The 22,651-nt window shown below is 63.3% G+C and carries 23 protein-coding genes and 1 pseudogene; 14 read left to right on the top strand and 10 right to left on the bottom strand.

The genetic code is table 11. From position 1 onward, the window contains the following. Window positions 1-34 precede the first annotated feature (34 nt). From BLS51_RS10880 to BLS51_RS10850, 7 genes are all read left to right on the top strand, one after another. The gene (locus tag BLS51_RS10880; protein WP_090182864.1) at window positions 35-931 is read left to right on the top strand and encodes a phosphoribosylaminoimidazolesuccinocarboxamide synthase; all 897 of its coding nucleotides are present in this window, start codon (window positions 35-37) and stop codon (window positions 929-931) included. A 1-nt stretch (window position 932) separates the two neighbouring features. Next, on the top strand, window positions 933-1,430 hold the full coding sequence (gene purE / locus BLS51_RS10875; RefSeq protein WP_090182867.1) for a 5-(carboxyamino)imidazole ribonucleotide mutase: 498 nt from the start codon (window positions 933-935) through the stop codon (window positions 1,428-1,430). A 17-nt stretch (window positions 1,431-1,447) separates the two neighbouring features. Continuing rightward, complete coding sequence (locus BLS51_RS10870; RefSeq protein ID WP_373994325.1) at window positions 1,448-2,638, top strand: 5-(carboxyamino)imidazole ribonucleotide synthase; 1,191 nt, start codon at window positions 1,448-1,450, stop codon at window positions 2,636-2,638. After that, window positions 2,635-3,711, top strand: coding sequence for an L-threonylcarbamoyladenylate synthase (locus BLS51_RS10865; RefSeq protein WP_090182872.1), 1,077 nt, complete (start codon window positions 2,635-2,637; stop codon window positions 3,709-3,711). The genes BLS51_RS10870 and BLS51_RS10865 overlap by 4 nt, the downstream gene beginning before the upstream one ends. Window positions 3,712-3,819: 108 nt before the next feature. Then, window positions 3,820-5,361 (top strand): lipase family protein, encoded by a 1,542-nt coding sequence (locus BLS51_RS10860; protein WP_090182875.1) that lies wholly within the window; start codon window positions 3,820-3,822, stop codon window positions 5,359-5,361. 175 nt (window positions 5,362-5,536) lie between these two features. After that, window positions 5,537-6,913, top strand: coding sequence for an SGNH/GDSL hydrolase family protein (locus BLS51_RS10855; RefSeq protein WP_090182878.1), 1,377 nt, complete (start codon window positions 5,537-5,539; stop codon window positions 6,911-6,913). 73 nt (window positions 6,914-6,986) lie between these two features. Further along, complete coding sequence (locus tag BLS51_RS10850) at window positions 6,987-7,670, top strand: OmpW/AlkL family protein (protein ID WP_090182881.1); 684 nt, start codon at window positions 6,987-6,989, stop codon at window positions 7,668-7,670. A gap of 80 nt (window positions 7,671-7,750) precedes the next feature. Here BLS51_RS10850 and BLS51_RS10845 read toward each other — a convergent pair whose 3' ends face one another. After that, window positions 7,751-8,935, bottom strand: coding sequence for an acyl-CoA dehydrogenase (locus tag BLS51_RS10845; protein WP_090182884.1), 1,185 nt, complete (start codon window positions 8,933-8,935; stop codon window positions 7,751-7,753). 92 nt (window positions 8,936-9,027) lie between these two features. Then, window positions 9,028-9,531: a flavin reductase family protein gene (locus tag BLS51_RS10840; protein ID WP_090183503.1), complete on the bottom strand. Its 504-nt coding sequence runs from the start codon at window positions 9,529-9,531 to the stop codon at window positions 9,028-9,030. A gap of 100 nt (window positions 9,532-9,631) precedes the next feature. Here BLS51_RS10840 and msrA point away from each other — a divergent pair, with 100 nt between their 5' ends. Then, window positions 9,632-10,165, top strand: a complete 534-nt coding sequence (gene msrA, locus BLS51_RS10835; protein WP_090182887.1) for a peptide-methionine (S)-S-oxide reductase MsrA — start codon at window positions 9,632-9,634, stop codon at window positions 10,163-10,165. Here msrA and BLS51_RS10830 read toward each other — a convergent pair. Continuing rightward, window positions 10,134-11,369 carry an SAM-dependent methyltransferase gene (locus tag BLS51_RS10830; RefSeq protein WP_090182889.1) on the bottom strand — a complete coding sequence of 412 codons (1,236 nt, stop codon included), beginning with the start codon at window positions 11,367-11,369 and terminating at the stop codon, window positions 10,134-10,136. The genes msrA and BLS51_RS10830 overlap by 32 nt on opposite strands. 73 nt (window positions 11,370-11,442) lie before the next feature. After that, window positions 11,443-12,678, bottom strand: a complete 1,236-nt coding sequence (gene pdxH / locus BLS51_RS10825) for a pyridoxamine 5'-phosphate oxidase (RefSeq protein WP_090182891.1) — start codon at window positions 12,676-12,678, stop codon at window positions 11,443-11,445. 60 nt (window positions 12,679-12,738) lie between these two features. Here pdxH and BLS51_RS10820 point away from each other — a divergent pair, with 60 nt between their 5' ends. The 5 genes and pseudogenes from BLS51_RS10820 to cysK all read left to right on the top strand — a co-directional run bounded on the left by BLS51_RS10820 (window position 12,739) and on the right by cysK (window position 15,731). Then, entirely contained in the window at window positions 12,739-13,029 is a 291-nt protein-coding gene (locus BLS51_RS10820; RefSeq protein WP_090183504.1) for a nucleotidyltransferase family protein, read from the top strand. Between the two features lie 28 nt (window positions 13,030-13,057). Continuing rightward, a pseudogene (locus tag BLS51_RS10815) lies at window positions 13,058-13,141 on the top strand (HepT-like ribonuclease domain-containing protein); the annotation flags it as partial. A 185-nt stretch (window positions 13,142-13,326) separates the two neighbouring features. Continuing rightward, the gene (tcdA, locus tag BLS51_RS10810; RefSeq protein WP_090182893.1) at window positions 13,327-14,166 is read left to right on the top strand and encodes a tRNA cyclic N6-threonylcarbamoyladenosine(37) synthase TcdA; all 840 of its coding nucleotides are present in this window, start codon (window positions 13,327-13,329) and stop codon (window positions 14,164-14,166) included. A 48-nt stretch (window positions 14,167-14,214) separates the two neighbouring features. Then, on the top strand, window positions 14,215-14,736 hold the full coding sequence (locus BLS51_RS10805; RefSeq protein ID WP_229207537.1) for an FKBP-type peptidyl-prolyl cis-trans isomerase: 522 nt from the start codon (window positions 14,215-14,217) through the stop codon (window positions 14,734-14,736). Window positions 14,737-14,798: 62 nt separating this feature from the next. Further along, on the top strand, window positions 14,799-15,731 hold the full coding sequence (cysK, locus tag BLS51_RS10800; protein WP_090182895.1) for a cysteine synthase A: 933 nt from the start codon (window positions 14,799-14,801) through the stop codon (window positions 15,729-15,731). Here the strand turns inward: cysK and BLS51_RS10795 are convergent. The 5 genes from BLS51_RS10795 to BLS51_RS10775 all read right to left on the bottom strand — a co-directional run bounded on the left by BLS51_RS10795 (window position 15,728) and on the right by BLS51_RS10775 (window position 18,917). After that, a complete protein-coding gene (locus BLS51_RS10795; RefSeq protein WP_090182897.1) occupies window positions 15,728-16,726 on the bottom strand; it encodes a cation diffusion facilitator family transporter in 999 nt (332 codons plus the stop codon). The genes cysK and BLS51_RS10795 overlap by 4 nt on opposite strands. Then, window positions 16,723-17,049, bottom strand: coding sequence for an ArsR/SmtB family transcription factor (locus tag BLS51_RS10790; RefSeq protein WP_090183511.1), 327 nt, complete (start codon window positions 17,047-17,049; stop codon window positions 16,723-16,725). Before BLS51_RS10790 ends, BLS51_RS10795 begins: the two co-directional genes overlap by 4 nt. Window positions 17,050-17,154: 105 nt before the next feature. After that, a complete protein-coding gene (locus tag BLS51_RS10785; protein WP_090182899.1) occupies window positions 17,155-17,616 on the bottom strand; it encodes a hypothetical protein in 462 nt (153 codons plus the stop codon). 6 nt (window positions 17,617-17,622) lie between these two features. Next, window positions 17,623-18,363, bottom strand: a complete 741-nt coding sequence (locus tag BLS51_RS10780) for a P-loop NTPase family protein (RefSeq protein ID WP_090182902.1) — start codon at window positions 18,361-18,363, stop codon at window positions 17,623-17,625. Window positions 18,364-18,428: 65 nt separating this feature from the next. Then, window positions 18,429-18,917, bottom strand: a complete 489-nt coding sequence (locus BLS51_RS10775) for a CinA family protein (RefSeq protein WP_090182905.1) — start codon at window positions 18,915-18,917, stop codon at window positions 18,429-18,431. 158 nt (window positions 18,918-19,075) lie between these two features. On the opposite strand from BLS51_RS10775, the gene BLS51_RS10770 reads away from it, so the two are divergent. Beyond that, window positions 19,076-21,682, top strand: a complete 2,607-nt coding sequence (locus tag BLS51_RS10770; protein WP_090182908.1) for an EAL domain-containing protein — start codon at window positions 19,076-19,078, stop codon at window positions 21,680-21,682. On the opposite strand, the gene thiL is transcribed toward BLS51_RS10770, so the two are convergent. Continuing rightward, window positions 21,667-22,641 carry a thiamine-phosphate kinase gene (gene thiL / locus BLS51_RS10765; protein WP_090182910.1) on the bottom strand — a complete coding sequence of 325 codons (975 nt, stop codon included), beginning with the start codon at window positions 22,639-22,641 and terminating at the stop codon, window positions 21,667-21,669. The two genes, BLS51_RS10770 and thiL, sit on opposite strands and share 16 nt — an antisense overlap. Window positions 22,642-22,651: the final 10 nt, after the last annotated feature.

Raw genomic sequence — 22,651 nt, 5'->3', positions numbered from 1 at the left:
GCCGGTTTTTGCTTTTTCATTACATTCCCCTGCTATGAACAGCCTCTACCAGTCTTCCATCAAGTCCCTGCCACTCCTTGGTCACGGCAAAGTCCGCGACAACTACGCTGTCGGCGATGACAAAATCCTCATCGTCACCTCCGACCGCCTGTCGGCCTTCGATGTTGTCATGAATGAACCGATTCCCGGCAAGGGCAAGGTACTGAACCAGATGACCGACTTCTGGTTCGAGAAGCTGGGCCACATCGTGCCGAATCACCTGACCGGCGTTGCGCCAGAGTCCGTGGTGGCGGCTGACGAGGTGGATCAGGTCAAGGGCCGTGCGGTGGTGGCGAAGCGTCTGAAACCGATCATGGTGGAAGCCGTGGTACGTGGCTACATCATCGGTTCGGGCTGGAAAGACTACCAGGCCACCGGTTCGATCTGCGGCATCAAGCTGCCGGAAGGCCTGCAACAGGCTGAAAAACTGCCACAGCCGATCTTCACGCCAGCCGCCAAGGCCGACCTGGGCGAGCACGACGAGAACATCAGCTTTGAAGACATGGAATCCCGCATCGGCGCCGAACTGGCCGCCAAAATGCGCGAAGTCGCCATCAAGCTGTACACCGAAGCATCTGAATACGCTGCCTCGCGCGGCATCATCATCGCTGACACCAAGTTTGAATTCGGCCTGGACGAAAACGGCGTCATGCACCTGATGGACGAAGTGCTGACCGCCGACTCGTCGCGCTTCTGGCCAGCCGATTCCTACGCCACCGGCATCTCGCCGCCATCGTTCGACAAGCAGTTCGTGCGCGACTACCTGGAAACCCTGACCGACTGGGGCAAGACCGCACCAGCGCCAGCACTGCCAGCCGACGTCATCAACAAAACCCAGGCCAAGTATTTCGAAGCCATCGAACGCCTGACCGGCGAAAAGCTGAAGGCATAAGATGGCCGATCAGAAACCACTGGTTGGCGTCATCATGGGCTCGTCCTCGGACTGGGACGTGATGCAGAACGCGGTCAACATCCTCAAGCAATTCGGCGTGCCGTTTGAAGCGCAGGTGATTTCCGCGCACCGCATGCCGGACGAAATGTACGCCTACGCCAGGAGCGCCCGTGCGCGTGGCCTGCGCGCCATCATCGCCGGCGCCGGCGGTGCGGCGCACTTGCCGGGCATGGTGGCCGCGATGACCATCGTGCCGGTGCTGGGCGTGCCGGTGCCGTCAAAATACCTGCGTGGCGAAGATTCCATGCTGTCGATCCTGCAAATGCCGAAGGGCGTGCCGGTGTCCACCTTCGCCATCGGCGAAGCAGGCGCCGCCAATGCGGCGCTGACCGCCGTGGCCATGATCGCCGCCACCGACGAGGCGCTGGCCGACCAGCTGGAAGCCTTCCGCGTATCGCAAACCGAGGCCGCCAAGGCCATGAAACTGCCGCTTGAATAATGAGTGATTTGAAGTCTATGCCCATCCTTCCGCAAGCCAATCCACCAGCCTGGCTGGGGGTGATGGGCGGCGGCCAGCTGGGCCGCATGTTTGCCCAGGCCGCACAAGCCATGGGCTATCAGGTTGCCGTGCTGGAGCCGTCCGATGCATGCCCGGCCGGCCAGGTTGCGCAGCGCCTGGTCAACGCCGGCTACAGCGATGCCGCCGGCCTCGACGCACTGGCAGCGCAATGCGCCGCTGTGACCACCGAGTTTGAAAACGTCCCGGCGGACAGCCTGTCGCGGCTGGCGCAATCGGTGTTCGTCGCGCCCAACGCACATGGTGTGTCGGTGGCGCAGGACCGCGTGGCCGAGAAGCGTTTCTTCGTCAGTTGCGCGCCGAAGTCGGGCGTGCTGCCGGCGCCGCACAAGGTGATCGCCTCGCAAGCGGATATCGACGCCATCAGCGACGACCTGCTGCCGGGCATCCTGAAAACCGTGCGCATGGGCTATGACGGCAAGGGCCAGGTGCGCGTCAAGTCGCGCGCCGATGTGCAGGCCGCGTTTGAATCCATGGACAAGGTTACTTGCCTGCTGGAGAAGATGCTGCCGCTGGCGTATGAAGTGTCGGTGCTGACCGCGCGCGGCCACGACGGCGAATCCGTCGTCTATCCGATCGCTGAAAACGTCCACCGCGACGGCATCCTGTTCACCACCACCGTGCCTGGCCCGAACGTGTCGGAAGAGTCGGCACTGAAGGCGCAGAAGGCGGCGCAAGCCATCGTTGCCGAACTCGGCTACGTAGGCGTGCTGTGCATCGAATTCTTCGTGCTGACCGACGGTTCGCTGGTGGTCAACGAAATGGCGCCGCGTCCGCATAACAGCGGCCATTACACCATCGACGCCTGCGTCACCAGCCAGTTTGAACAACAGGTGCGGGCGATGGCGCGCCTGCCGCTGGGCGATGTGCGCCAGCACTCGGCGGCCGTCATGCTGAACATCCTCGGTGATGTCTGGTTCGAGGGCGATAGCGCGGTGGAGGGCGAAACCGCGCGCGAGCCGGCCTGGAATGAAATCCTGGCCCTGCCGGGCGCCAATCTGCACCTGTACGGCAAGGATGATCCGCGCCGCGCACGCAAGATGGGCCACCTGACCTTCATCGCGCCTACCCTGGCGCAAGCACAGCAGCAACTCAACGCTGCCTGCGCCGTACTGGGAATCGCAGCGTGAAGCAGGCAGCTGCAACCGTTGCCGACCCGGCGCTGATCGCCGCAGCGGCCGCCATCCTGGAAGAGGGCGGCCTGGTCGCTTTCCCGACCGAGACCGTCTACGGCCTCGGCGCGGATGCGGAAAATCCCGACGCCGTGGCCCGCATCTACGAAGCCAAGGGCCGTCCGCACGACCATCCGGTCATCGTGCACGTCGCCCCCGGCGCTGATCTAGGCTACTGGACCACCGATGTGCCGGAAGAAGCGCGCAAGCTGGCGCAAGCCTTCTGGCCCGGCCCGCTGACGCTGATCCTGAAACGCCATCCGAATATTCCTGACGCGGTCTCGGCTGGCCAGGATTCGGTCGGCATGCGCTGCCCGTCGCACCCGGTCGCCATCGCCTTGCTGCAAGCGTTCAAGGGCGGCAAGGGCGGTGTCGCGGCGCCGTCGGCCAACAAGTTCGGCAACGTCAGCCCGACCACCGCGCAGCACGTGCGCGATGAGTTCGGCATGGACGCGCACGATGACGGCGCTCTCAACGGCGACGACGCCTGCTCGGCCGGCCCGCTGGGCATGGTGCTGGAAGGCGGATCGAGCGAAGTCGGTATCGAGTCCACCATCGTCGACATGTCGCGCCTGGCCACGCATGGCCCGGTGCTGCTGCGTCCCGGCCACATCAGCGCGCAACAGATCGCCGACGTGATCGGCATGCTGCCGGCCGCGCCGGACCAGGCTGCGCCGCGCGCTTCCGGCACGCTGGAATCACATTACGCGCCGCGCACGCCAGTCACCATGCTGGCGGCTGATGCGCTGGCCGAGACGCTGCCCAAGCTGCAAGCCAGGGGCGTCAAGGTGGCGCTGATCGGCCATGCGCTGCCGGCATCCTTGGCAGCCAACGCACACCGCGTGCTGCCCGCCGATCCGACCGGCTACGCCTACGGCCTGTATGCCGCATTGCGCGACATGGACCAGACCGGCTCCGGCCTGATCCTGGTCGAAACGCCGCCACAAGGCGCGGACTGGGCGGGCGTCAACGACCGCCTGCGCCGTTCCGTGTTCGGCTCGGCCGGCGTCATCGCGTCGCTGCTGAAATAATAGCCGCGCACTGTTGCGCCGGGGACGGTCGTTCCCGGCTTGCTTTCCTGCTAGGATGAACTGCTTGCCGGCCGATTGTCTCGCCCGGCCATCTTGCAAGGATGCGATATGCGCGACATTCGTCTGGCTTTCATTCCTATGGCACTGCTGCTGGCTTCATGCGGCGGCGGTGGCGGCAGCAGCGGCAGCAACGGGGGCGAGGTGGTCACGCCGCCGACGCCGCCAACCAGCCTGCGCGGCCAGGCCATTGGCGGTGCCACGCTGGTGCCGGTAACGGTCAGCGCCGGTGTTACGCTGAACACCGTCGATCCGGCCAGCCTGAAAACCTTCGTCGACGCCAATGTCGACTTTGGCAGTTCAGTCACCGGCACGCCGAGCTGCGCCATCACCATCTACACGCTCAAGTACCACACCATTGACGGGGCCGCCGTTGACACCGAGGCCAGCACCGCCATCTACGTTCCCTCCGGCACGGATCCAGCCTGCCAGGGTGCTCGCCCGGTGATGCTGTACGCGCACGGCACCTCGGTACAGAAGAGTTTCGACATGGCGAAGCTGACTTCCAACGAGCCACGCCTGATTGCCGCACTGTTTGCCGCCCAGGGCTATATCGTGGTGGCGCCGAACTACGTCGGCTATGCCGGCTCGAACGCCGGCTACCATCCCTACCTGGACGCTATGCAGCAATCGGCCGACATGATCGATGCCTTGCGCGCCGCCCGCAGCGTGTTCGGCAGCATCAACGCCGGCGCGTCCAGCCGGCTGATGGTGACTGGCTACTCGCAGGGCGGTTTCGTGGCGATGGCCACCCAGCGCGCCATGCAGACCCAGTTCGCCAGCGAATTTGCAGTGACGGCGGCGGCGCCATTGTCCGGCCCGTATGCGCTGACGCTGTTCGGCGACGGCATCTTCAACGGCGCGCCGACCATCGGCTCGGCAGGCTTCATCCCGATGCTGATCAATGCCGGCCAGCGCGCCGGCGCCGGGCTGTACGCCAGCACCAGCGATATCTACGAACCGAAGTACGCCAGCGGCATCGACAACCTGCTGCCCGGCACGCAAAGCCTGAGCGAGCTGGTGGCGGCAGGCAAGCTGCCGAACGATGTGCTGTTTGCCGCCGATTCGCTGCCGCAGGCGTCGGGCTACCGCAGCTTCTTCGGCGCCGATCACCTGATCAAGACCAGCTACCGCGACAGCTATCTGGCCGACCTGCAAGCTAATCCCTGCAACGCCGGCAGCGTGACGCCGCTGAACTGCAAGCCGGCCCAGGCGCTGCGCCAGTGGCTGCTGAAGAATGATTTGCGCACCTACACGCCGAATGTGCCAATGTTGCTGTGCGGCGGCGACGCCGATCCGCTGGTGCCGTACACCAATACCACCTCCGCTGCCGCCTATTTCCGCGCGCAAAACGTCGCCGGCCTGCAATTGACGGTGCTGGATGTCGATGACAGCGCGCTCAGCGGTCCCTACCTGTCGACGCGGGCGCAGTTTGCCGCTGCCAAGGCGCTGGTGCGGCGCGCCGCCATCGAGGGTGGGGCGACCTCGGCGGCGGCCGACAAGGCGGTCAAGGACGCGTATCACGCCGGACTGGTGGCACCGTTCTGCCTGCGCGAGGCGCGCGCCTTCTTCGATTCTGCACCATCCCGATGACTCAGGATTTGACATAGCTTAATAAATGCCGAGCAAGCGTTCTTTTTTGCTCACAAACCCTGCTTTTTAGTGGCGTTCCTCTATACAAGAGTTGTTGGTACTGGCATATTAGTTGGGTTGCGAATAGCACGGCCGTTCGTATAACAAGCCTAAAAAAAAATTTTGAGGAGACAACATGCGTCATACTAAACTTGCACTTGCTGCAATGGCTCTGGCCGTCCTTGCGGGTTGTGGCGGCACCGATCCAGCCCCAGGTGATCAATCCCTGAAAGTCAAATACGCATCCCAGGTATCGTTCGGCGATAGCCTGTCGGATGTCGGTTCCTACAATGTCGGCACCGTCGCTGCGCTGAAGGGCGGCAAATTCACCATCAACGGCGACAATACTTCGATCAACGCTACCCTGACCGGCAAGAACTGGACCGAGTTGATGGCCGCCCAGATCGGCGTGGCCGCACCTTGCGCCGCCGTCACCGGCCTGGATGGCGACGCCACCAAAGGCTTCTCGGTGCCGGCCAAAGCCAATTCCGGCTGCTACGGTTACGCCATGGGCGGCTCGCGCGTGACCAATCCGGTCGGTCCGAACAACAAGCTGACCGGCAGCGCGCTGGGCGCACTGACCTATCCGGTCGCCACCCAGATCGCCAACCACCTGAAAGCCGTCGGCGGCAAATTCAAGGGCGACGAGCTGGTGCTGGTGATGGCTGGCGGTAACGATGCGCTGTTCCAGCTGGGCGCCTTGAGCACCGCCGCCACCGCTGCCGGCACTGCCGCCGCTGGCCCGGCCTACCTGGCCAGCCTGATTCCACAACTGGCCGCTGGCGCCACCAATCCGCAAACGGCGGCTGTCGCGATCACCACCGCAGCGCAAACCGCTGCGCAGAGCGGCGCAACCCAGACCGTCATCACCCAGGCCGCGATCGGCGCTGCGGCGGTTCAGCCAGGCAACTCGGCCGTTGCCCAAGCCAGCGTCTACGGTCCGATGGTGGCCAAGGCTACCGCTGACGCCACTGCCGCCGGCCAGAAAGCCGGCGCCGCCTACGCCACCACCCACGGTCCTGAACTGGTCGCCGCCATGGGCCAGGCTGGCACCGAACTGGTGGCGCTGGTAAAGAGCCAGCTGCTCGCCAACGGCGCCAACTACGTGGTGGTCAACAACCTGCCTGACGTGGCCACCACGCCAGCCGGCCGCGCCAAGGATGCCTCGACCCAGGCGCTGATCAACGCCATGGTGAGCGCCTTCAACACCGCACTGACCAGCGGCCTGTCGAGCGAAGCCAAGGTAGTGGTGGTGGACGTGTTTGCCGTCAGCCACGACCAGGCCACCAATCCTGGCCCATACGGCCTGACCAATGTGTCCGAGACGGCCTGCAACCTGACCGATACCACCAAGAACCCGCTGGGCAGCTCGCTGACCTGTAACGGCAGCAACCTGGTGTCGGGCGATGTCAGCCACTACTCGTTCGCCGACGATGTGCACCCAACCCCGTACAACAACCTGCTGCTGGCGCGTTATGTGTCGAAAGCGCTGGTGACCAAGGGCTGGCTGTAATTCAGTCGTCGCAGGCCGCCGCGTCCACGCAGGGCGCGGCGGCCGGACTAACAAAACAATATCTGGAGACGATATGAAGAACACGGTAAAACTGCTGGCGCTGGCCGCCGCAATGACGGTAGCTTCGGCTGCCTCGGCACAACAAGGCGCGGGTACCTGGATCGGTACGCTGGGCGTCAATAAAATCACCCCGAAAGTGGAGTCGGGCGACGTTTCGGCGCCGGCCCTGCCTGGCACCAAAACCGATGTCGGCACCGACACCAAGCCACGCTTCACCATTGCCTACATGCTGACTGACAACGTGTCGACCGAGCTGGACCTGGGCCTGCCGTACAAGCACGACTTGCATGGCGCCGGTTCGATCGAAGGCACCGGCAAGCTGGCGACCGCCGAAGTGCTGCCGCCGACGGCTTTCATCCAGTACCGCTTCTTCCAGCCGGACGCGGTGGTGCGTCCGTATGTGGGCCTGGGCTTTACCTACGCCATGTTCCAGAAGGAACGCGGTTCGGGCCAGCTGACGGCGATCCTGAATACCGGCAGCAGCTCGGGCGCGACCTTCAAGCTGGATAACAAGGCTGCGGTCAGCTTCCAGATCGGTGGTACGGTGAAGATCAATGAGAAGTGGTTCCTGGATGCGTCGGTCATCAAGACCAAGCTGAAAACCAAGGCCCACTATTCGACGGGCCAGGTGCAGGATGTGCGCCTTGATCCGCTGGCGGTCAACGTCAGCGTAGGCTACAACTTCAAAGGCTGGTAAACCCGCCCCAGCGAACCGGAGACCTAGGGTCTGATCCCGTACGTACGGGGTCAGACCCTTGCCGCAGTGCAGGTTCAGTGTTACTGGAAGGCTTGAATGCCGGTCTGGGCGCGGCCCAGGATCAGCGCGTGGATGTCGTGCGTGCCTTCATAGGTGTTCACGACTTCCAGATTCACCATGTGGCGGATGATGCCGAACTCATCCGAGATGCCATTGCCACCCAGCATATCGCGCGCCATGCGGGCGATGTCCAGCGACTTGCCGCACGAGTTGCGCTTCATCATCGAGGTGATTTCCACCGCCGCCGTGCCCTCATCTTTCATGCGGCCCAGGCGCAGGCAGCCTTGCAGGCCCATGGTGATTTCGGTCTGCATGTCGGCCAGCTTCTTCTGGATCAGCTGATTCGCGGCCAATGGACGGCCAAACTGCACGCGGTCCATCACATACTGGCGTGCCGTGTGCCAGCACGATTCCGCCGCGCCCAGCGCGCCCCAGGCGATGCCGTAGCGGGCCGAGTTCAGGCAGGTGAATGGACCCTTCAGGCCGCGCACATCCGGGAAGGCGTTTTCTTCCGGCACAAACACATTGTCCATGACGATTTCGCCGGTGATCGAGGCGCGCAGGCCGAACTTGCCGTGGATGGCAGGCGCGCTCAGGCCGGCCATGCCTTTTTCCAGCACGAAGCCACGGATCGCGCCTTCGTCATCCTTGGCCCAGACCACGAATACATCCGCCACCGGCGAATTGGTGATCCACATCTTGGCGCCGCTTAGTGCATAGCCGCCCGGCACTTTCTTAGCGCGGGTAATCATCGAGCCCGGATCGGAGCCGTGATTCGGCTCGGTCAGGCCGAAGCAGCCGATCCACTCGCCGGTGGCCAGTTTCGGCAGGTATTTCTGTTTTTGCGCCTCGGTGCCGAACTCGTAGATCGGCACCATCACCAGCGACGACTGCACGCTCATCATCGAGCGGTAGCCGGAATCGACGCGTTCGACTTCCCGCGCGATCAGGCCATAGGCTACGTAGTTCAGGCCGGGGCCGCCATATTGCTCGGGGATGGTCGGGCCCAGCAGGCCCAGCTCGCCCATCTCGCGGAAGATGGAGGTGTCCATCTGTTCATGGCGGAAGGCTTCGAGGATGCGCGGTTGCAGCTTGTCCTGGCAGTAGGCGGCGGCGGCTTCGCGCACCATGCGTTCGTCATCGGACAGCTGCTGGTCCAGCAGCAAAGGGTCATCCCAGTGGAATTGGGCGCGGGCTTGGCTCATAGATAGTCTCTCATTATGGTGATGAATGCTGCCAGCATTCTATGCCGCCGCCCCGGTGCCGGCTTTTCAAAGAGCGACACCAATTTCCGTTTTTAGCCCAGGCCGGCGAATTGGCCACTGTGGTAAATCAGCGGCGGGCACGGCGAAAACGCGCAGAATTCCACTTCGCCGACAAAAATCACATGGTCGCCTTCAGGATAGCGGCTACGGTTATGACACTCAAACCAGGCCGACGCGCCTTTCAGGATGGGCTGGCCGGTGCGCGACAGTTCATACTCCACGCCTTCCCACGGATTGATGCCACGGGTGGCAAAGCGCTTGGCCAGGTGCGCCTGCTCGGCGTTGAGCACATTGATAACGTAGTGCGAGTTGCCGGTAAAGATAGGCATGGAATTGGCGCCATTGGCCAGGCTCCACAGCACCAGCGGCGGGTCCAGCGACACCGAGTTGAAGGAGCTGGCGGTCAGGCCACGGAAGGTGCCGTCGGCCAGACGGGTGGTAATAATGGTCACGCCGGTCGCAAACTGGCCCAGCGCCTGGCGGAAATGGGCGGTGTCGAAGCTGCGCTCTTCGGCGCGTGGAGAATTCGTGTTCATGTAGCTCATTATGCCAAAGATTTGTAACGTCATAGCAGATTGGTCTGGTTTGCGTTACAGTGGGTATCACGGGGGTGAGTCTTCTACGCAAGGGGGAGTCATGGCGGGCAATACTGAAACAGCGATACTGGGCGGCGGCTGCTTCTGGTGCACCGAGGCGGTGTACCTGGAGGTCAAAGGCATCGCGTCCGTCGAGTCCGGCTACATGGGCGGCCACGCCGAACACCCTAGCTATGAGCAAGTCTGTGCCGGCACCACCGGCCATGCCGAAGTAGTAAAGCTGCAATATGATCCGGCTGTCATCAGCTACCGCGACCTGCTGGAAATCTTCTTCACCATCCACGATCCGACCACGCTCAACCGCCAGGGCAACGATGTCGGCACGCAGTACCGTTCGGTGATCTTCCACCAGTCGCCGCAGCAGGAAGCGACGGCGCGCCAGGTGATTGCCGAGATGGCCCATGTGTGGGACGCGCCCATCGTCACCGAGCTGGCCCCGGCCCAGGCTTTCTACAAGGCCGAGGATTACCACCAGGATTATTTCCGCCAGCATCCGCTGCAGGGCTATTGCGCTTTCGTGGTGGCGCCCAAGGTCGACAAGTTCAAGAAGATATTTGCCAGCCGCCTGCGCTAGCTTGCGGATACATATGCTGGCGCGACCACGGCAGCACCGCTGAACGCTGGCCCGCCTTGCGGCCGACAATCTGGTACAGGCTGATCCAGTCCTGCTCGAACGCATAGCTGCAACCGGCCAGGTAGACATGCCAGATGCGGTAGCGCCGGTCGCCCGCCAGTTCGCGCACGCGTTCGCCGTGCGCCTCGAAATTATCGGTCCAGATGGCGCAGGTGCGGGCGTAGTGGCGGCGCAGGTTTTCCACGTCGGTGACTTCCAGCGTGCCTTGCTGCATGGCTTTCAGCACATTGCCGATGTGGGCCAGCTCGCCGTGCGGGAACACATACTTTTCGATGAACTCGCCGCCGCCGTAGGGCGTCTCGCCGTTGTTCGGATCGGTGCTGGTGATGCCGTGGTTCATGACGATGCCGTCGGGCGCCAGCAGCCGGTTGATGGCGCCGAAGTATTCCGGCAGGTGCTTCAGGCCCACATGCTCGAACATGCCGACGCTGGTAATGCGGTCGAACTGGCCTTGCACATCGCGGTAATCCTGCAAGCGGATCTCGACCAGGTGCGCCAGCCCGGCTTCGCGCACGCGCTGCCGCGCCAGCGCATACTGGTTTTCCGACAGCGTGACGCCGACGCAGCGGGCCTTGTACTGCTGCGCCGCGCGTATCACCAGCGCGCCCCAGCCACAGCCGATGTCAAGCAGCGTCTGGCCCGGCTGCAATTCGATCTTGCGCAGGATGTGGTCGATCTTCTTCAGCTGCGCGGTGGCCAGGTCTTCGTCGCCGTTCTCGAAGTAGGCGCAGGAGTAAACCATGTGCGGGTCGAGGAACTCCTGGTAGAAGTCGTTGGAAACATCGTAGTGATAGCGGATCGCCTCGGCGTCCTTCTGCTTGCTGTGGGTAAAGCTGCGCACCATGCGGGCGAACTTGCCTTCCGCCTTCAGCGAGGTGCGGGCCAGCGCATTGACCACGGCGATCATGTCCTTGGCCTTGCCCCTGACCTCGATCGCCCCTTCCACGTAGGCGGCGCCGAGGTTGGACAGCGACGGCGTCAGCAGGTAGCGCGCCGCCGCCACGTTGGGCAGCTTGATGGTGACGCGCGGCGTTTCGCTGGACAGGTCGACCTGCTGGCCGTTCCACAATTCGATGCGCAGGGGCAGCGTCAGCTGCTGGCGGATGCCGTCGATCCAGTGACTGAGTTGATTCTGTACGAACAAGATATCCTCCCGATGTTCAGAAAACAAAAAGGCCATCGCACGGCGATGGCCCGGGAGGTTGGCGGCGTCCTGCTTACGGTTGCAGGCGTTCCTTCACCCAGCTGCCATCAGCTTGCTTCACATACACGATCCGGTCGTGGAAACGCGAGCGGCGTCCCTGCCAGAATTCAATGCGCTGCGGATCGAGGCGGTAGCCGCCCCAGTGCGCCGGCCGCAGCGGATGCTCGCCGCTGACTGCCGCAGCGGCGTCGTAATTGCTTTCCATCTGTTCGCGGTTGGCGATGGGCGCGCTCTGCTGCGAGGCAATCGCAGCGATCTGGCTCTTCACCGGCCGGCTGTAGAAATACTTGTCGCTTTCCTCGGCGGCGGTTTGCACCACCTTGCCTTCGATCCTTACCTGTCGTTCCAGTTCACTCCAGAAGAACAGCAGCGCCGCATGCGGATTGGCGCGTAGCTGCTGGCCCTTCTGGCTGTCGTAATTGGTGTACCATGTGAAGCCGCGCTGGTCGTATTGCTTGATCAGCACGATGCGCGAGGTCGGCTTGCCGTCGGCATCGACGGTGGCCACGCTCATCGCGTTGGGTTCGTTGACCTTCGCATGCATGGCTTCTTCAAACCACTTGCCGAACTGATCGATCGGATCGTCCAGTACATCGTTTTCCGTCAGGCTGGCGCGGCCGTAGTCGAGCCGCAAGTCGGCCAGCACTACGCCATCGGCGACGGTATTGTCGACGGCTTGGGTGTGCTGCTCCGGCACCTGGCTGGTGGGCAGGACGGGGGAGATGCCGCGCCGTACCTGCATCGCACTGCCGAGTTGCGCCATTTGTTCCGGGCTGAACAGACGCTTGGCCATGGGGGCGATATTGCCTTCCTCCACCACCATGTGGGCGGCGTAGGTGTCGCAGAAGCGCGTCACATCGTCGGCCGACAGGGCAGCACTGCTACCGTTGGCGATTTGTTCAAGTTGCGACTTCAGTATAGACCAGTCTCTATCCATTTGCTCGTGACCGGCCAAAATGCCGGGCGCCAGCTCTTGCAGAAGAGAGGCATCGGCGTCGCGCGCTGTGGCGTGCAGCATCGGCAGCAGGTTCTGCTCCTCGTCCTGGTGGTGCAGGTGGGCCGCATTGTTGAAGTATTTCAGCACCGCTTGTGCGGCTTTCTGTGCATCAACATCGGCGCCATGTTGCGGCAGGTGGTCGAGCAGTTTCTGCATCGTTTGCAACTGCTTGCGGATGCGGTCGTGGCAATGTTTCAGCACGGCGATCGGCTGGCTGAAATCAGGGGCGGTATCGAACAAGGTATTGCTCATGGCGTGGGCTCTGGCTGTTAACAAGCGTATTCTAGGATACTTCGCCAAATGGAGGTTTTAGTGAAACCATCGGAGGCCTTGCGCCGTCATCGTCACGCTATTCGACATATCGTCGAGGCACATCGCGCAGGCAACGCGCGAGTCTTTGGCTCGACCGCTCGCGGCGAGGATCAGGACGGAAGCGATCTCGATATCCTGGTTGATCCCTCGGCGGAAACCACACTGTTTGATATCGGTGCCATTCGTCACGAATTGCTGGAGTTACTAGGCATACCTGTCGATGTACTAACGCCGAGCGCTTTGCCGGAAAAATTTCGTTCGGAAGTCGTAGCACAAGCGGTGCCGATATGACTCTGTCCCCCCGGAAGCTGGCAGATTATCTGGAGCATATCAGATGCGTAACGTCATTGCTCATGGCTACTTTCAGTTGGACTTCCGCATAGTATGGAGAACAGTGAAGTAAGATTTGCCTGGTATGCGTGATGAGCTTATTCGCCAGGGCTATAGTTAAATCGCTCTTTTCCAGCGTTAGGAGGCATCTGGCGGAAGGATTTTTTTGGCCTTTACCCGCCAAACTTCAATGTGCATTGTTTTCATCTTTAATCTTTTGACCATATTCACGTTGCCGTAGTCCGGTAAAATGCCGGGATGAACAGTATTACTTCTCCTGATTTTGATGACGTCGACTTCGAGCGGCGGTTTGGCGGCATTGCTCGCCTGTATGGCGCGCATGCGCTGGCGCGCTTTCGCAGCGCGCACATCTGCGTGGTCGGCGTCGGCGGCGTCGGCTCGTGGATCGTCGAGGCGCTGGCGCGCAGCGCGATCGGCGAGTTGACGCTGATCGATCTGGATAACGTCGCCGAGTCGAATATCAACCGCCAGATCCAGGCGCTGAGCAGCACCGTCGGCATGGCCAAGATCACCGCGCTGGCCGAACGCATCGCGCAAATCAATCCCTTCTGCAAGGTCAACCAGATCGAGGACTTCGTCGACCCGGACAATGTCGCGCAGATGATCGGCACCGGCAAGTACGATTACCTGATCGATGCCACCGATTCCGTCAAGGCCAAGGCCGCCATGCTGGCCTGGGCGCGCCAGCACGACCTGCCAGTGATTACCATCGGCAGCGCCGGCGGCAAGACCGACGCCGCGCAGATCTCGGTGCGCGACCTGGCCAGGACCGAGCAGGAGCCGCTGCTGAAGAAAGTGCGCAAGATCATGCGCGCCCAGTACGGCTTCCCGCGCGGCGAAAAGACCAAATTCCATATCGATGCCGTGTTCTCGACCGAACCGCTGATGTATCCGGAAAGCGGCGAAGTGTGCGCGGTCGATGGCGACGATCGTGGCGGCGGCGTGACCGGCCTGAATTGCGCCGGCTTCGGTTCGGCCATGGTGGTCACCGCCACCTTCGGCATGGTGTGCGCCGGCCACGCGCTGCGCAAGCTGGCCGATGGCGCACTGACAACAACAGCCCCGGACGCTGCCTAGTTTGCTATCATGGCAAGCTGTCGACCGACCTCATTGAAAGAAAACCACATGAAGCGTAGTTCCGTTTTCGTCGCCATGCTGTTTGCCGCTGCTGTCGCCCACGCGCAAGAATCAGCGTCACCACAGGCTCCACAACAGGCACCACAGCCGGCGCAAGCAGACGCACCAGCAGCCCCGGCCGCTCCGGTTGTCGTAGGTTCCGCCACGCCAGGCCCGGCTGCCGAGCAGCTGATCGTCACCGACACCAAGGTCGGCACCGGCAAGGAAGCCACCGTCGGCGCCACCGTCTACATGCACTACACCGGCTGGCTGTACCGTCCGCTGGCCAAGAATATGCACGGCAAGCAGTTCGACTCGTCGATCCCGCGCAACGAGCCGCTGGACTTCGTGCTGGGCGCCGGCCGCGTCATCAAGGGCTGGGACCAAGGCATCGCCGGCATGAAAGTGGGCGGCAAGCGCACGCTGATCATTCCGTCGGAGCTGGCGTATGGCTCGCGTCCATCGCCGGGCAGCGGCATTCCGCCGAATTCGGCGCTGATCTTCGACGTCGAACTGGTCGACGTCAAGTAAATGGAAACCGCCGTGCGAACAGGGGTAGACTAGCAGTTCTCTCCCTCTTCGCCGGAGGTTCCATGAAAGTAGCAAACGACGTTACTGAACTGATCGGCCGTACCCCGCTGGTACGGATCAACCGGCTGGCCAAGGGCAGCACCGCCCAGGTGCTGGTCAAGCTGGAATACTGCAATCCCGCGCACAGCGTCAAAGACCGCATCGGCCTGGCCATGATCGAAGCGGCGGAAGCGGCAGGACAGCTGCGCCCCGACACCATCATCCTCGAACCCACCAGCGGCAACACCGGCATCGCCTTGGCCATGGTATGCGCCGCGCGCGGCTACCGCTGCACGCTGGTCATGCCGGACACCATGAGCCGCGAGCGGCGCATGCTGCTGCGCGCCTATGGCGCCGAACTGGTGCTGACGCCCGGCAGCGAAGGCATGCTGGGCGCGATCCGCCGCGCCGACGAGCTGGCCGCGTCCGACCCGCGCTACCTGATGCCGCAGCAATTCAACAATCCCGCCAATCCCGAGGTGCACCGGCGCACCACGGCGGAAGAAATCTGGAACGATACCGATGGCCGCGTCGACATCCTGGTGGCTGGCGTCGGCACCGGCGGCACGATTACCGGCGTGGGGGAAGTCATCAAGGCGCGCAAGCCTGAGTTTCGCTGCATCGCGGTGGAGCCGGAAGCGTCGCCGATATTATCCCAGGGGACCAAGGGACCGCATCCGCTGCAGGGCATCGGCGCCGGCTTCGTGCCGGCCGTGCTGAACACCCAGGTGTATGACGAAGTGGTATGCGTCAGCAACGAGGACGCGTTCGCGACTGCGCGGCAGGCGGCCAGCCAGGAAGGGCTGCTGGTGGGAATCTCCTCCGGCGCCGCGCTATGGGCCGCGTTGCAGGTGGCGCAGCGGCCGGAGCATGCCGGCAAGATCATCGTCACGGTGATCCCATCGTTTGGCGAGCGCTATCTCAGCACCGCCCTGTACGCCAACCTGGCGGATTAGTGCGCGTGCTTGTGCGCCGGCGCGGCGGCCGGTGCTGGCGCTTGCAGGCAGCATTCCACCTCATTGCCGCCCAGCCGCACTTGTAGTGTGCTGTGCTGGATGGCGTAGTCTTCGCGCAGTGCCTTGCTGATGGCGTCGATGGCGGCGTCGCCCGGATAGCCGGCCGGCATCACCAGCTGCACGGTCAGCGCGTTCTCGGTGGTGCTCATGGCCCAGATGTGCAGGTCATGCAGCGCGCTGACGCCGGGCTGCTGGCGCAGCCAGGTTTCGATGTTGGCGCGGTCGACATTGTCCGGCACCGCCGCCATCACCAGCCGCAGCGACTGCTTCATCAGGGCCCAGGTGCTGAGCACGATAATCACCACGATCACCATGCTGACCGCCGGGTCGATCCAGTTCCAGCTGGTATAGCCGACGATGACGCCAGCCACCAGCACGCCCAGCGAAATCGCCGCGTCGGCCGCCAGGTGCAGGTAGGCGCCGCGAATATTGATATCGTCCTTGCTGCCGGCCATGAACAGCCAGGCCGAGAAACCGTTGATGAGGATGCCGATGCCCGCCACGATGGACACGATAGTGCCGGCCACAGGATCGGGATGGATCAGCTGCTGTACCGCTTCCCAGGCGATACCGCCGCAGGCTGCCATCAGCAGCATGGCGTTGAACAGCGCAGCCAGGATGGACGAGCTGCGCAGGCCGTAGGTATAGCGGCTGGTCGGCACGCGCTTGGCCAGGATGGCGGCGCCCCAGGCCAGCATCAGGCCCAGCACATCGGACAGGTTATGGCCGGCGTCGGCCATCAGCGCGGTGGAGTTGGCCAGGAAGCCGTAGAAGAATTCGACCGCCACGAACACCGAGTTGAGCACGATGGCGATGACGAAGGCGCGGCCCATGGTGTTGGGATCGCCGTGATGATGATGGCCGTGCGCGTGGCTGTGGTCATGCCCGTGATGGCCATGGTCGTGATGATGATCGTGATCGTGGTGCTTGCTCATGCTTCGTTCCCGATGGAAGGTTCGGCGATATGTTCCAGCATATCGTTGAGAACGCCGCTGATATGCGCATCGGCGACGGAATAGAAAACCTGCTTGCCCTGGCGCTCCGACTTGACGATGCGGGCGGCGCGCAGCAAGCGCAGGTGGTGGCTGACGAGCGAGCTGCTCAGTTCCAGTGTCGCCGCGATCCCGCTGACAGCAATCGGCGCCGCCACGCAGGCGAGGACGATGCGCAAGCGGGTCGGATCGCCCAGCAAATGAAACAAATCAGCCAGCTGCGCGATTTGCGGATCGCAAAAAGAATGGTCGTGTAAGCAGCTCATCATCACCAACATATGAATAGGTGTTCACATGTTAGCACAAAATCCGGGGTCAGTTCTGCCAAACGTACACAAGCTCATGTACATTTGGCAGAACTGACCCCGGATTTATTTTTGTAGCTCGGCCTGGAGTTGGGCGCGGGTGGGGGCGTCGAGTTTTCGGATGGCTTGTTCGAGTTTGGCGGCGCGCTGCAGCGCTTGCTCCTGCTCGGCGCTCAGGCCGGGCTTGCGGAACGCGGCCTGGCCGCCGAGGACCACCAGTGCACTGAGCAGGGCGATGGCGGCGGCGGCGCCCAGCAACCGCAGTTCGCGCGGTGTGACCATCGGCGATTGCGTCGAGATCGGTCGGACCGGGCCGGCGGAGGGCGTGGGGACGTAGCCGGGCGGGTGGCCGCCGGCCAGCTGGGCCGTCAGCGCTTGCGAGGCGGCGTCGATGCGGGCGATGTGGCGTTCCACCGCGTCTTCCAGCACCGCTTCGTTCAGCGCCACCAGCGCGAAGACCGGGTCGTCGACGTCGATACGGACGCCGGTCTTTTCAAATACCAGGGCACGCAGCTTTTGCTGATCCATGGCCGCTTACCACTGCACTTTGTCGAGTTGCTCGAACAGGTCGCGGAATACTACCTTGATGCGCTGCTTTTCCATGACGTTGAATTTGTCGCTCTCGCGCACCTCGGCCGCCGTCAGGCGCGCGGTGTTCATTTTCTTCAGGTCGGCGCCGAAGGTGTCGGCGTTGCGCGCCGCCAGCACCACGCGGCCGATCACCCGCGCGGAGTTGTCGGCATAGGTCTGCGAGTCGACGAATTGCTTGCCGGCCGCCGATTGCAGCAGGCCGAAGTGCTCGTTTTCCCACAGCACCAGCGGTACATTGGTGGCCTTGGCGGTGGAGACGAAGCCGGTGGCGGTGTCGTGCAGCGTGTCGCCGCCGCCGACAATGGTGTGGATGTAGACCTTGCGCCCGGATTCCTGCAGCAGCGAGAAGCAGTCGTTCTCGATCAGGTAGCCCATCAGCGGCGAGAAGGTGTTGGCGCCGTTGTCGATGACGCAGTTGCCTTCTTCTTCCAGCAGGTCGATCATCAGCGCGTCAAAACGCTTGGGGTCGATGGTGCGGCTGTCGGTCATCACCGGCACGTGCTTGACGTTCATGGCCTTGTAACGCGAGAAGGTCGGGTTCTCCTGGTCGGTGTCGTAGCAGCGCAGCGGCTGCTGGCCTTCGGCGATATCCTTGCTGGCGATCCACTGCGCAAGAATGGTCGACACCAGCGTCTTGCCGATGCCGCCTTTGCCCTGAAGAATAAAATGTACCGTGTTTTGCATCAACCACTCCCAAACGCATTTTTTTCAATGCGTCGAGAGTAATTGTTTTATGGCTCGAAGGCAACCTAGTTGATGAAGCGGAGCAGGCCTTGCAGCGCGTGGATCACGGTTTGCTCGCGCACCGCGCGGCGGTCGCCGGTGAATACCAGCCGTTCGGTATGCACGGTGTCGGCATTCGCCCAGCCAAAGCAGACCGTGCCCACCGGCTTGCCGGGCACCGCGCCGGTCGGCCCGGCGATGCCGGTGGTGGAGACAGCAATGTGGGCGTTGCTGGAACCGAGCGCGCCGGCGGCCATGGCGCCGGCCACTTCTTCCGAGACGCTGCCCATCTGCGCGATCAGCGCCGCCGGTACTTCCAGCATTTCGGTCTTGGAGGCATTCGAGTAGGTGACAAAGCCGCAGTCGAACCAGCCGGTGGAGCCGGCGATTTCGGTGATCGCCTGGGCCACGCCGCCGCCGGTGCACGATTCCGCCGTGGCCAGTATCAGCCCTTTGTCTTGTAACGCTTTGCCGACTTGCGCGGCCAGGTCGAGGATGGTGTCGCTGTTGCTCATGGCTTCTCCTTCTCGGTATGAGGGGCTGTAGGGGCTTGCTATCACTGTACCATGCAGTTTGCCATCGTCGCAACGCCACAAAAAATTACCCAGCCGTGCGCCACTGTTTGCGAAGACTGGTAAGCTTATTGAAGAGTATGTACCCATTCGGAGGCGCAATGATCAGCCAGACCGACATCCACCACGCCCGCATCCTGATCGTCGACGATCAGCCGGTCAATGTCGAATTATTGGAATACCTGCTCACTTCCACTGGCTATAAAGATGTCAGCGCCACCACCGATCCGCGCGTGGTGGCTGCCTGGCATGCCGACCAACACTACGATCTGATCATTCTTGACCTGCAAATGCCGGGCATGAGCGGCTTCGAGGTGATGGAGGCGCTGAAGCCGCTGGAGCCGGACGGCTGGCTGCCGGTGCTGGTGGTCACCGCCCAGCCCGACCACAAGATGCGCGCCTTCGAGTCCGGCGCGCGCGATTTCATCAGCAAGCCTTTCGATCCGATAGAAACGCTGATGCGCATCAATAACATGCTGGAGATGCGCCTGCTGCATGCGCGCGAGCGCAGCTATAACGCCCGGCTGGAGCAATGCGTGCGCGAGCGCACCGCCGAATTGCAGCGCTTCCGCAGCGCCATGGACGCCACCGCCGACGCCATCTTCCTGTTCGACGCTGCCAGCGCCGATCTGGTCGACGTCAACGAGGGCGCCTGCCGCATGCTGGGCTATGCGCGCGGCGAGATGCTGGGCCAGAGCGCCAGCCGCCTCGGCCTCGGCACGCCGGACGCCTTGCGTGCGCAAGCGGAGCGGCTGGCCGACTACGCCGCTGCCGTCGGCCCGGCGCGCTCGCCGGAACTGAACGAACTGGAGCTGATGCGCAGCGACTTGATCACCGTGCCGGTCGAGTTGTACTGGCAACTGCTGCAACGTCCAGGACAGCCGGCCGTGATGCTGGGCGTGGCGCGCGACATCAGCGAACGCCGCCAGGCGGAAGAACTGCTGCAGCACATGGCCCACTACGACAGCCTGACCGGCCTGCCGAACCGCACGCTGTTCTTCAAGATCGTCGCCGATGCCATCGCCGTGGCGCAGGACAAGTCATGGCGCATCGTGGTGCTGATGATCGGCCTGGACCGCTTCAAGAACATCAACGATTCGCTCGGCACCGCGCTTGGCGACGACCTGCTGCGCCAGTTCAGCAACCGGCTGGTGCAGACCGCGCGCATCCGCGACACGGTCGGCCGGGTTGGCGGCGACGAGTTCGCCCTGATCCTGACCATGAGCCGTGACCAGCAGGACGGGGTGCAGGCGGCCCACGATGTGCGCGAGGTGCTGCGCCAGCCGTTCGAACTGGATGGCCATCAGGCCATCCTCAGCGCCAGTATCGGTATCTCGGTCTATCCGGACGACGCCATCGATCCGGAAACCCTGGTCAAGTATGCCGACACCGCGATGGAGCGCGCCAAGCAGGCTGGCCGCGACGGCTACCGCTTCTTCACCGCCGGCATGAATGTGCAGGTGCTGGCGCGGCTGGACATGGAGCTGGCGCTGCGCCGCGCCTTCGACAACAATGAGCTGCTGCTGCACTTCCAGCCCAAGGTCAACCTCAACACCGGCAAGTTCTGCGGCGTGGAAGCGCTGCTGCGCTGGCAGCGGCCCGGTTTCGGCCTGGTCTATCCGGCCGAGTTCGTGCCGGTGCTGGAGGATACCGGGCTGGTGGTACGCGTCGGCGCCTGGATCATCGACGCCGCCTGCAAGCAAATCGTCACCTGGCTCAACGATGGCACCGGGCCGGTGCGGGTGGCGGTCAACGTCGCCAGCCGCCAGTTTGTCGAAGGCGACCTGGAAGCTGTGGTGCGCGAAGCGCTGCAACGCAACAAGACGCCGCCGGAACTGCTGGAACTGGAGCTGACGGAAACCGCGCTGATGGTCAATGCCGAACGCACCATCACCGTGCTGAAGAACCTGAAAGCCATCGGTATCAAAGTGGCGATCGATGACTTCGGCACCGGCTATTCGTCGCTGTCCTATCTGCAGCGCTTCCCGATCGACAAGCTGAAAATCGATATCGCCTTCGTGCGCGACATCACCACCAATCCGAATGACGCGGCAATCGCACTGGCCATCATCAGCATGGCGCACAGCCTCAAGCTGCAGGTGATCGCCGAGGGCGTGGAGACGCGCGCGCAACTGGAGTATCTGCGGCGCAGCCGCTGTGATGAGGTGCAGGGCTATTTCTTCAGCAAGCCGCTGGCGGCGGACGCGCTGGGCCAACTGGTGCAGTCAGGCCGCAGCCTGCCGCCGGCGCCGGGCGCGGCCAGGCAACCGGCGCAGACCTTGCTGATTGTCGATGACGATGTGAATGTGCTGTCGTCGCTGCACCGGCTGTTCCGCCGCGACGGTTACCAGATCCTGACCGCCACCTCGCCCACCGAAGCGTTCGAGATGCTGGCGCTGCATGCGGTGCAGGTGATCGTCTGCGACCAGCGCATGCCGGCCATGAGCGGCACCGAGTTCCTCAGCAAGGTCAAGGAGATGTATCCCGACACCATCCGCATCATCCTGTCCGGCTACACCGGGCTGGAGGCGGTGCTGGATGCGATCAACCGCGGCGCCATCTACCGCTTCTACACCAAGCCCTGGGACGACACGCAATTGCGTGACAACATCCGCCTGGCTTTCCACCACTACTGGCTGATGAATGGCAGCGGCATGCGGGTGGGGCAGCCGGACGAGGATGTGACCGCGATTCAGGACGTGAAGTGATCGAAGCTGGCGAGCTGGAGGTCGAGCGGCGCGCCGCTGGCGTCGACCAGCTTCAGGCCGCCACCGGCATCGATGCTGCCGACGCGCGTGACCGGCGTGGCAACGCTGTCTGCCGCCGCGAGGACGGCGGCGCGCGCTGAGGCCGGCGCAGTGAAGCACAGTTCGTAATCATCGCCACCGGCGGCGGTGTAGGCGCGCCGCAGCGGCGTTGCCTGCGTGGCGAGGATGTCGCCGGCCGGCAGCGCGTCAACGTCCAGCGTGGCGCCCACCTGCGACAGCTTGAGGATGTGGCCGAGGTCGCCGATCAGGCCATCGGAAATATCGATCGCCGCGTGGGCGATGCCTTGCCCGGCCAGCAGCACGCCCAGTTCAACGCGCGGCACCGGCGTATGCATGCGCACGGCGGCAGCGCGCTGGCTGGCGGCGTCCAGCTGTTGCGGCAGTTCCAGGCGGTAGCCGGCCAGCGCCAGGCGGGCGTCGCCCAGCGTGCCGGAAATCCAGATGTCGTCGCCCGGCTTGGCGGCGTTGCGGCGCAGCGCCTGGCCCGGCTTCAGTTCGCCAAACACGGTGATGCAGATATTCAGCGGGCCCTTGGTGGTGTCGCCGCCGATCAGTTCGATGTTGAAGGCGTCGGCCAGCGCGAACAGCCCTTGCGAAAAGCCTTGCAGCCAGGCGCGGTTGGCCTCCGGCAGCGCCAGCGCCAGCGTGAAGCCGACCGGGCGTGCGCCCATTGCCGCCAGGTCGGACAGGTTGACCGCCAGTGCCTTGTGCCCCAGCCGCAGCGGGTCTTCGTCGGCGAAGAAATGCCGGCCTTCGACCAGCATGTCGGACGAGATGGCGGTCTGCATGCCGGGCGTGGGCGCGATCAGCGCGCAATCGTCACCGATGCCCAGCACGGCGCGGCTGGCATGCTGGGGACGCTGGAAGTATTCCTTGATGAGGTCGAATTCGGAGAGCATGGCGGTATTG

The sequence above is a fragment of the Duganella sp. OV510 genome, from assembly GCF_900100205.1.
Taxonomy (GTDB): Bacteria; Pseudomonadota; Gammaproteobacteria; order Burkholderiales; family Burkholderiaceae_D; genus Rugamonas.
This window is presented reverse-complemented; position numbering and strand designations above follow the sequence as displayed.

Coding starts and splice junctions, on each gene's coding strand:
- BLS51_RS10880 (WP_090182864.1), top strand. CDS start 35: ATGAACAGCCTCTACCAGTCTTCCATCAAGTCCCTGCCACTCCTTGGT.
- purE (WP_090182867.1), top strand. CDS start 933: ATGGCCGATCAGAAACCACTGGTTGGCGTCATCATGGGCTCGTCCTCG.
- BLS51_RS10870 (WP_373994325.1), top strand. CDS start 1,448: ATGCCCATCCTTCCGCAAGCCAATCCACCAGCCTGGCTGGGGGTGATG.
- BLS51_RS10860 (WP_090182875.1), top strand. CDS start 3,820: ATGCGCGACATTCGTCTGGCTTTCATTCCTATGGCACTGCTGCTGGCT.
- BLS51_RS10855 (WP_090182878.1), top strand. CDS start 5,537: ATGCGTCATACTAAACTTGCACTTGCTGCAATGGCTCTGGCCGTCCTT.
- BLS51_RS10850 (WP_090182881.1), top strand. CDS start 6,987: ATGAAGAACACGGTAAAACTGCTGGCGCTGGCCGCCGCAATGACGGTA.
- BLS51_RS10845 (WP_090182884.1), bottom strand. CDS start 8,935: ATGAGCCAAGCCCGCGCCCAATTCCACTGGGATGACCCTTTGCTGCTG.
- BLS51_RS10840 (WP_090183503.1), bottom strand. CDS start 9,531: ATGAACACGAATTCTCCACGCGCCGAAGAGCGCAGCTTCGACACCGCC.
- msrA (WP_090182887.1), top strand. CDS start 9,632: ATGGCGGGCAATACTGAAACAGCGATACTGGGCGGCGGCTGCTTCTGG.
- pdxH (WP_090182891.1), bottom strand. CDS start 12,678: ATGAGCAATACCTTGTTCGATACCGCCCCTGATTTCAGCCAGCCGATC.
- tcdA (WP_090182893.1), top strand. CDS start 13,327: ATGAACAGTATTACTTCTCCTGATTTTGATGACGTCGACTTCGAGCGG.
- BLS51_RS10805 (WP_229207537.1), top strand. CDS start 14,215: ATGAAGCGTAGTTCCGTTTTCGTCGCCATGCTGTTTGCCGCTGCTGTC.
- cysK (WP_090182895.1), top strand. CDS start 14,799: ATGAAAGTAGCAAACGACGTTACTGAACTGATCGGCCGTACCCCGCTG.
- BLS51_RS10795 (WP_090182897.1), bottom strand. CDS start 16,726: ATGAGCAAGCACCACGATCACGATCATCATCACGACCATGGCCATCAC.
- BLS51_RS10790 (WP_090183511.1), bottom strand. CDS start 17,049: ATGAGCTGCTTACACGACCATTCTTTTTGCGATCCGCAAATCGCGCAG.
- BLS51_RS10785 (WP_090182899.1), bottom strand. CDS start 17,616: ATGGATCAGCAAAAGCTGCGTGCCCTGGTATTTGAAAAGACCGGCGTC.
- BLS51_RS10780 (WP_090182902.1), bottom strand. CDS start 18,363: ATGCAAAACACGGTACATTTTATTCTTCAGGGCAAAGGCGGCATCGGC.
- BLS51_RS10775 (WP_090182905.1), bottom strand. CDS start 18,917: ATGAGCAACAGCGACACCATCCTCGACCTGGCCGCGCAAGTCGGCAAA.
- BLS51_RS10770 (WP_090182908.1), top strand. CDS start 19,076: ATGATCAGCCAGACCGACATCCACCACGCCCGCATCCTGATCGTCGAC.
- thiL (WP_090182910.1), bottom strand. CDS start 22,641: ATGCTCTCCGAATTCGACCTCATCAAGGAATACTTCCAGCGTCCCCAG.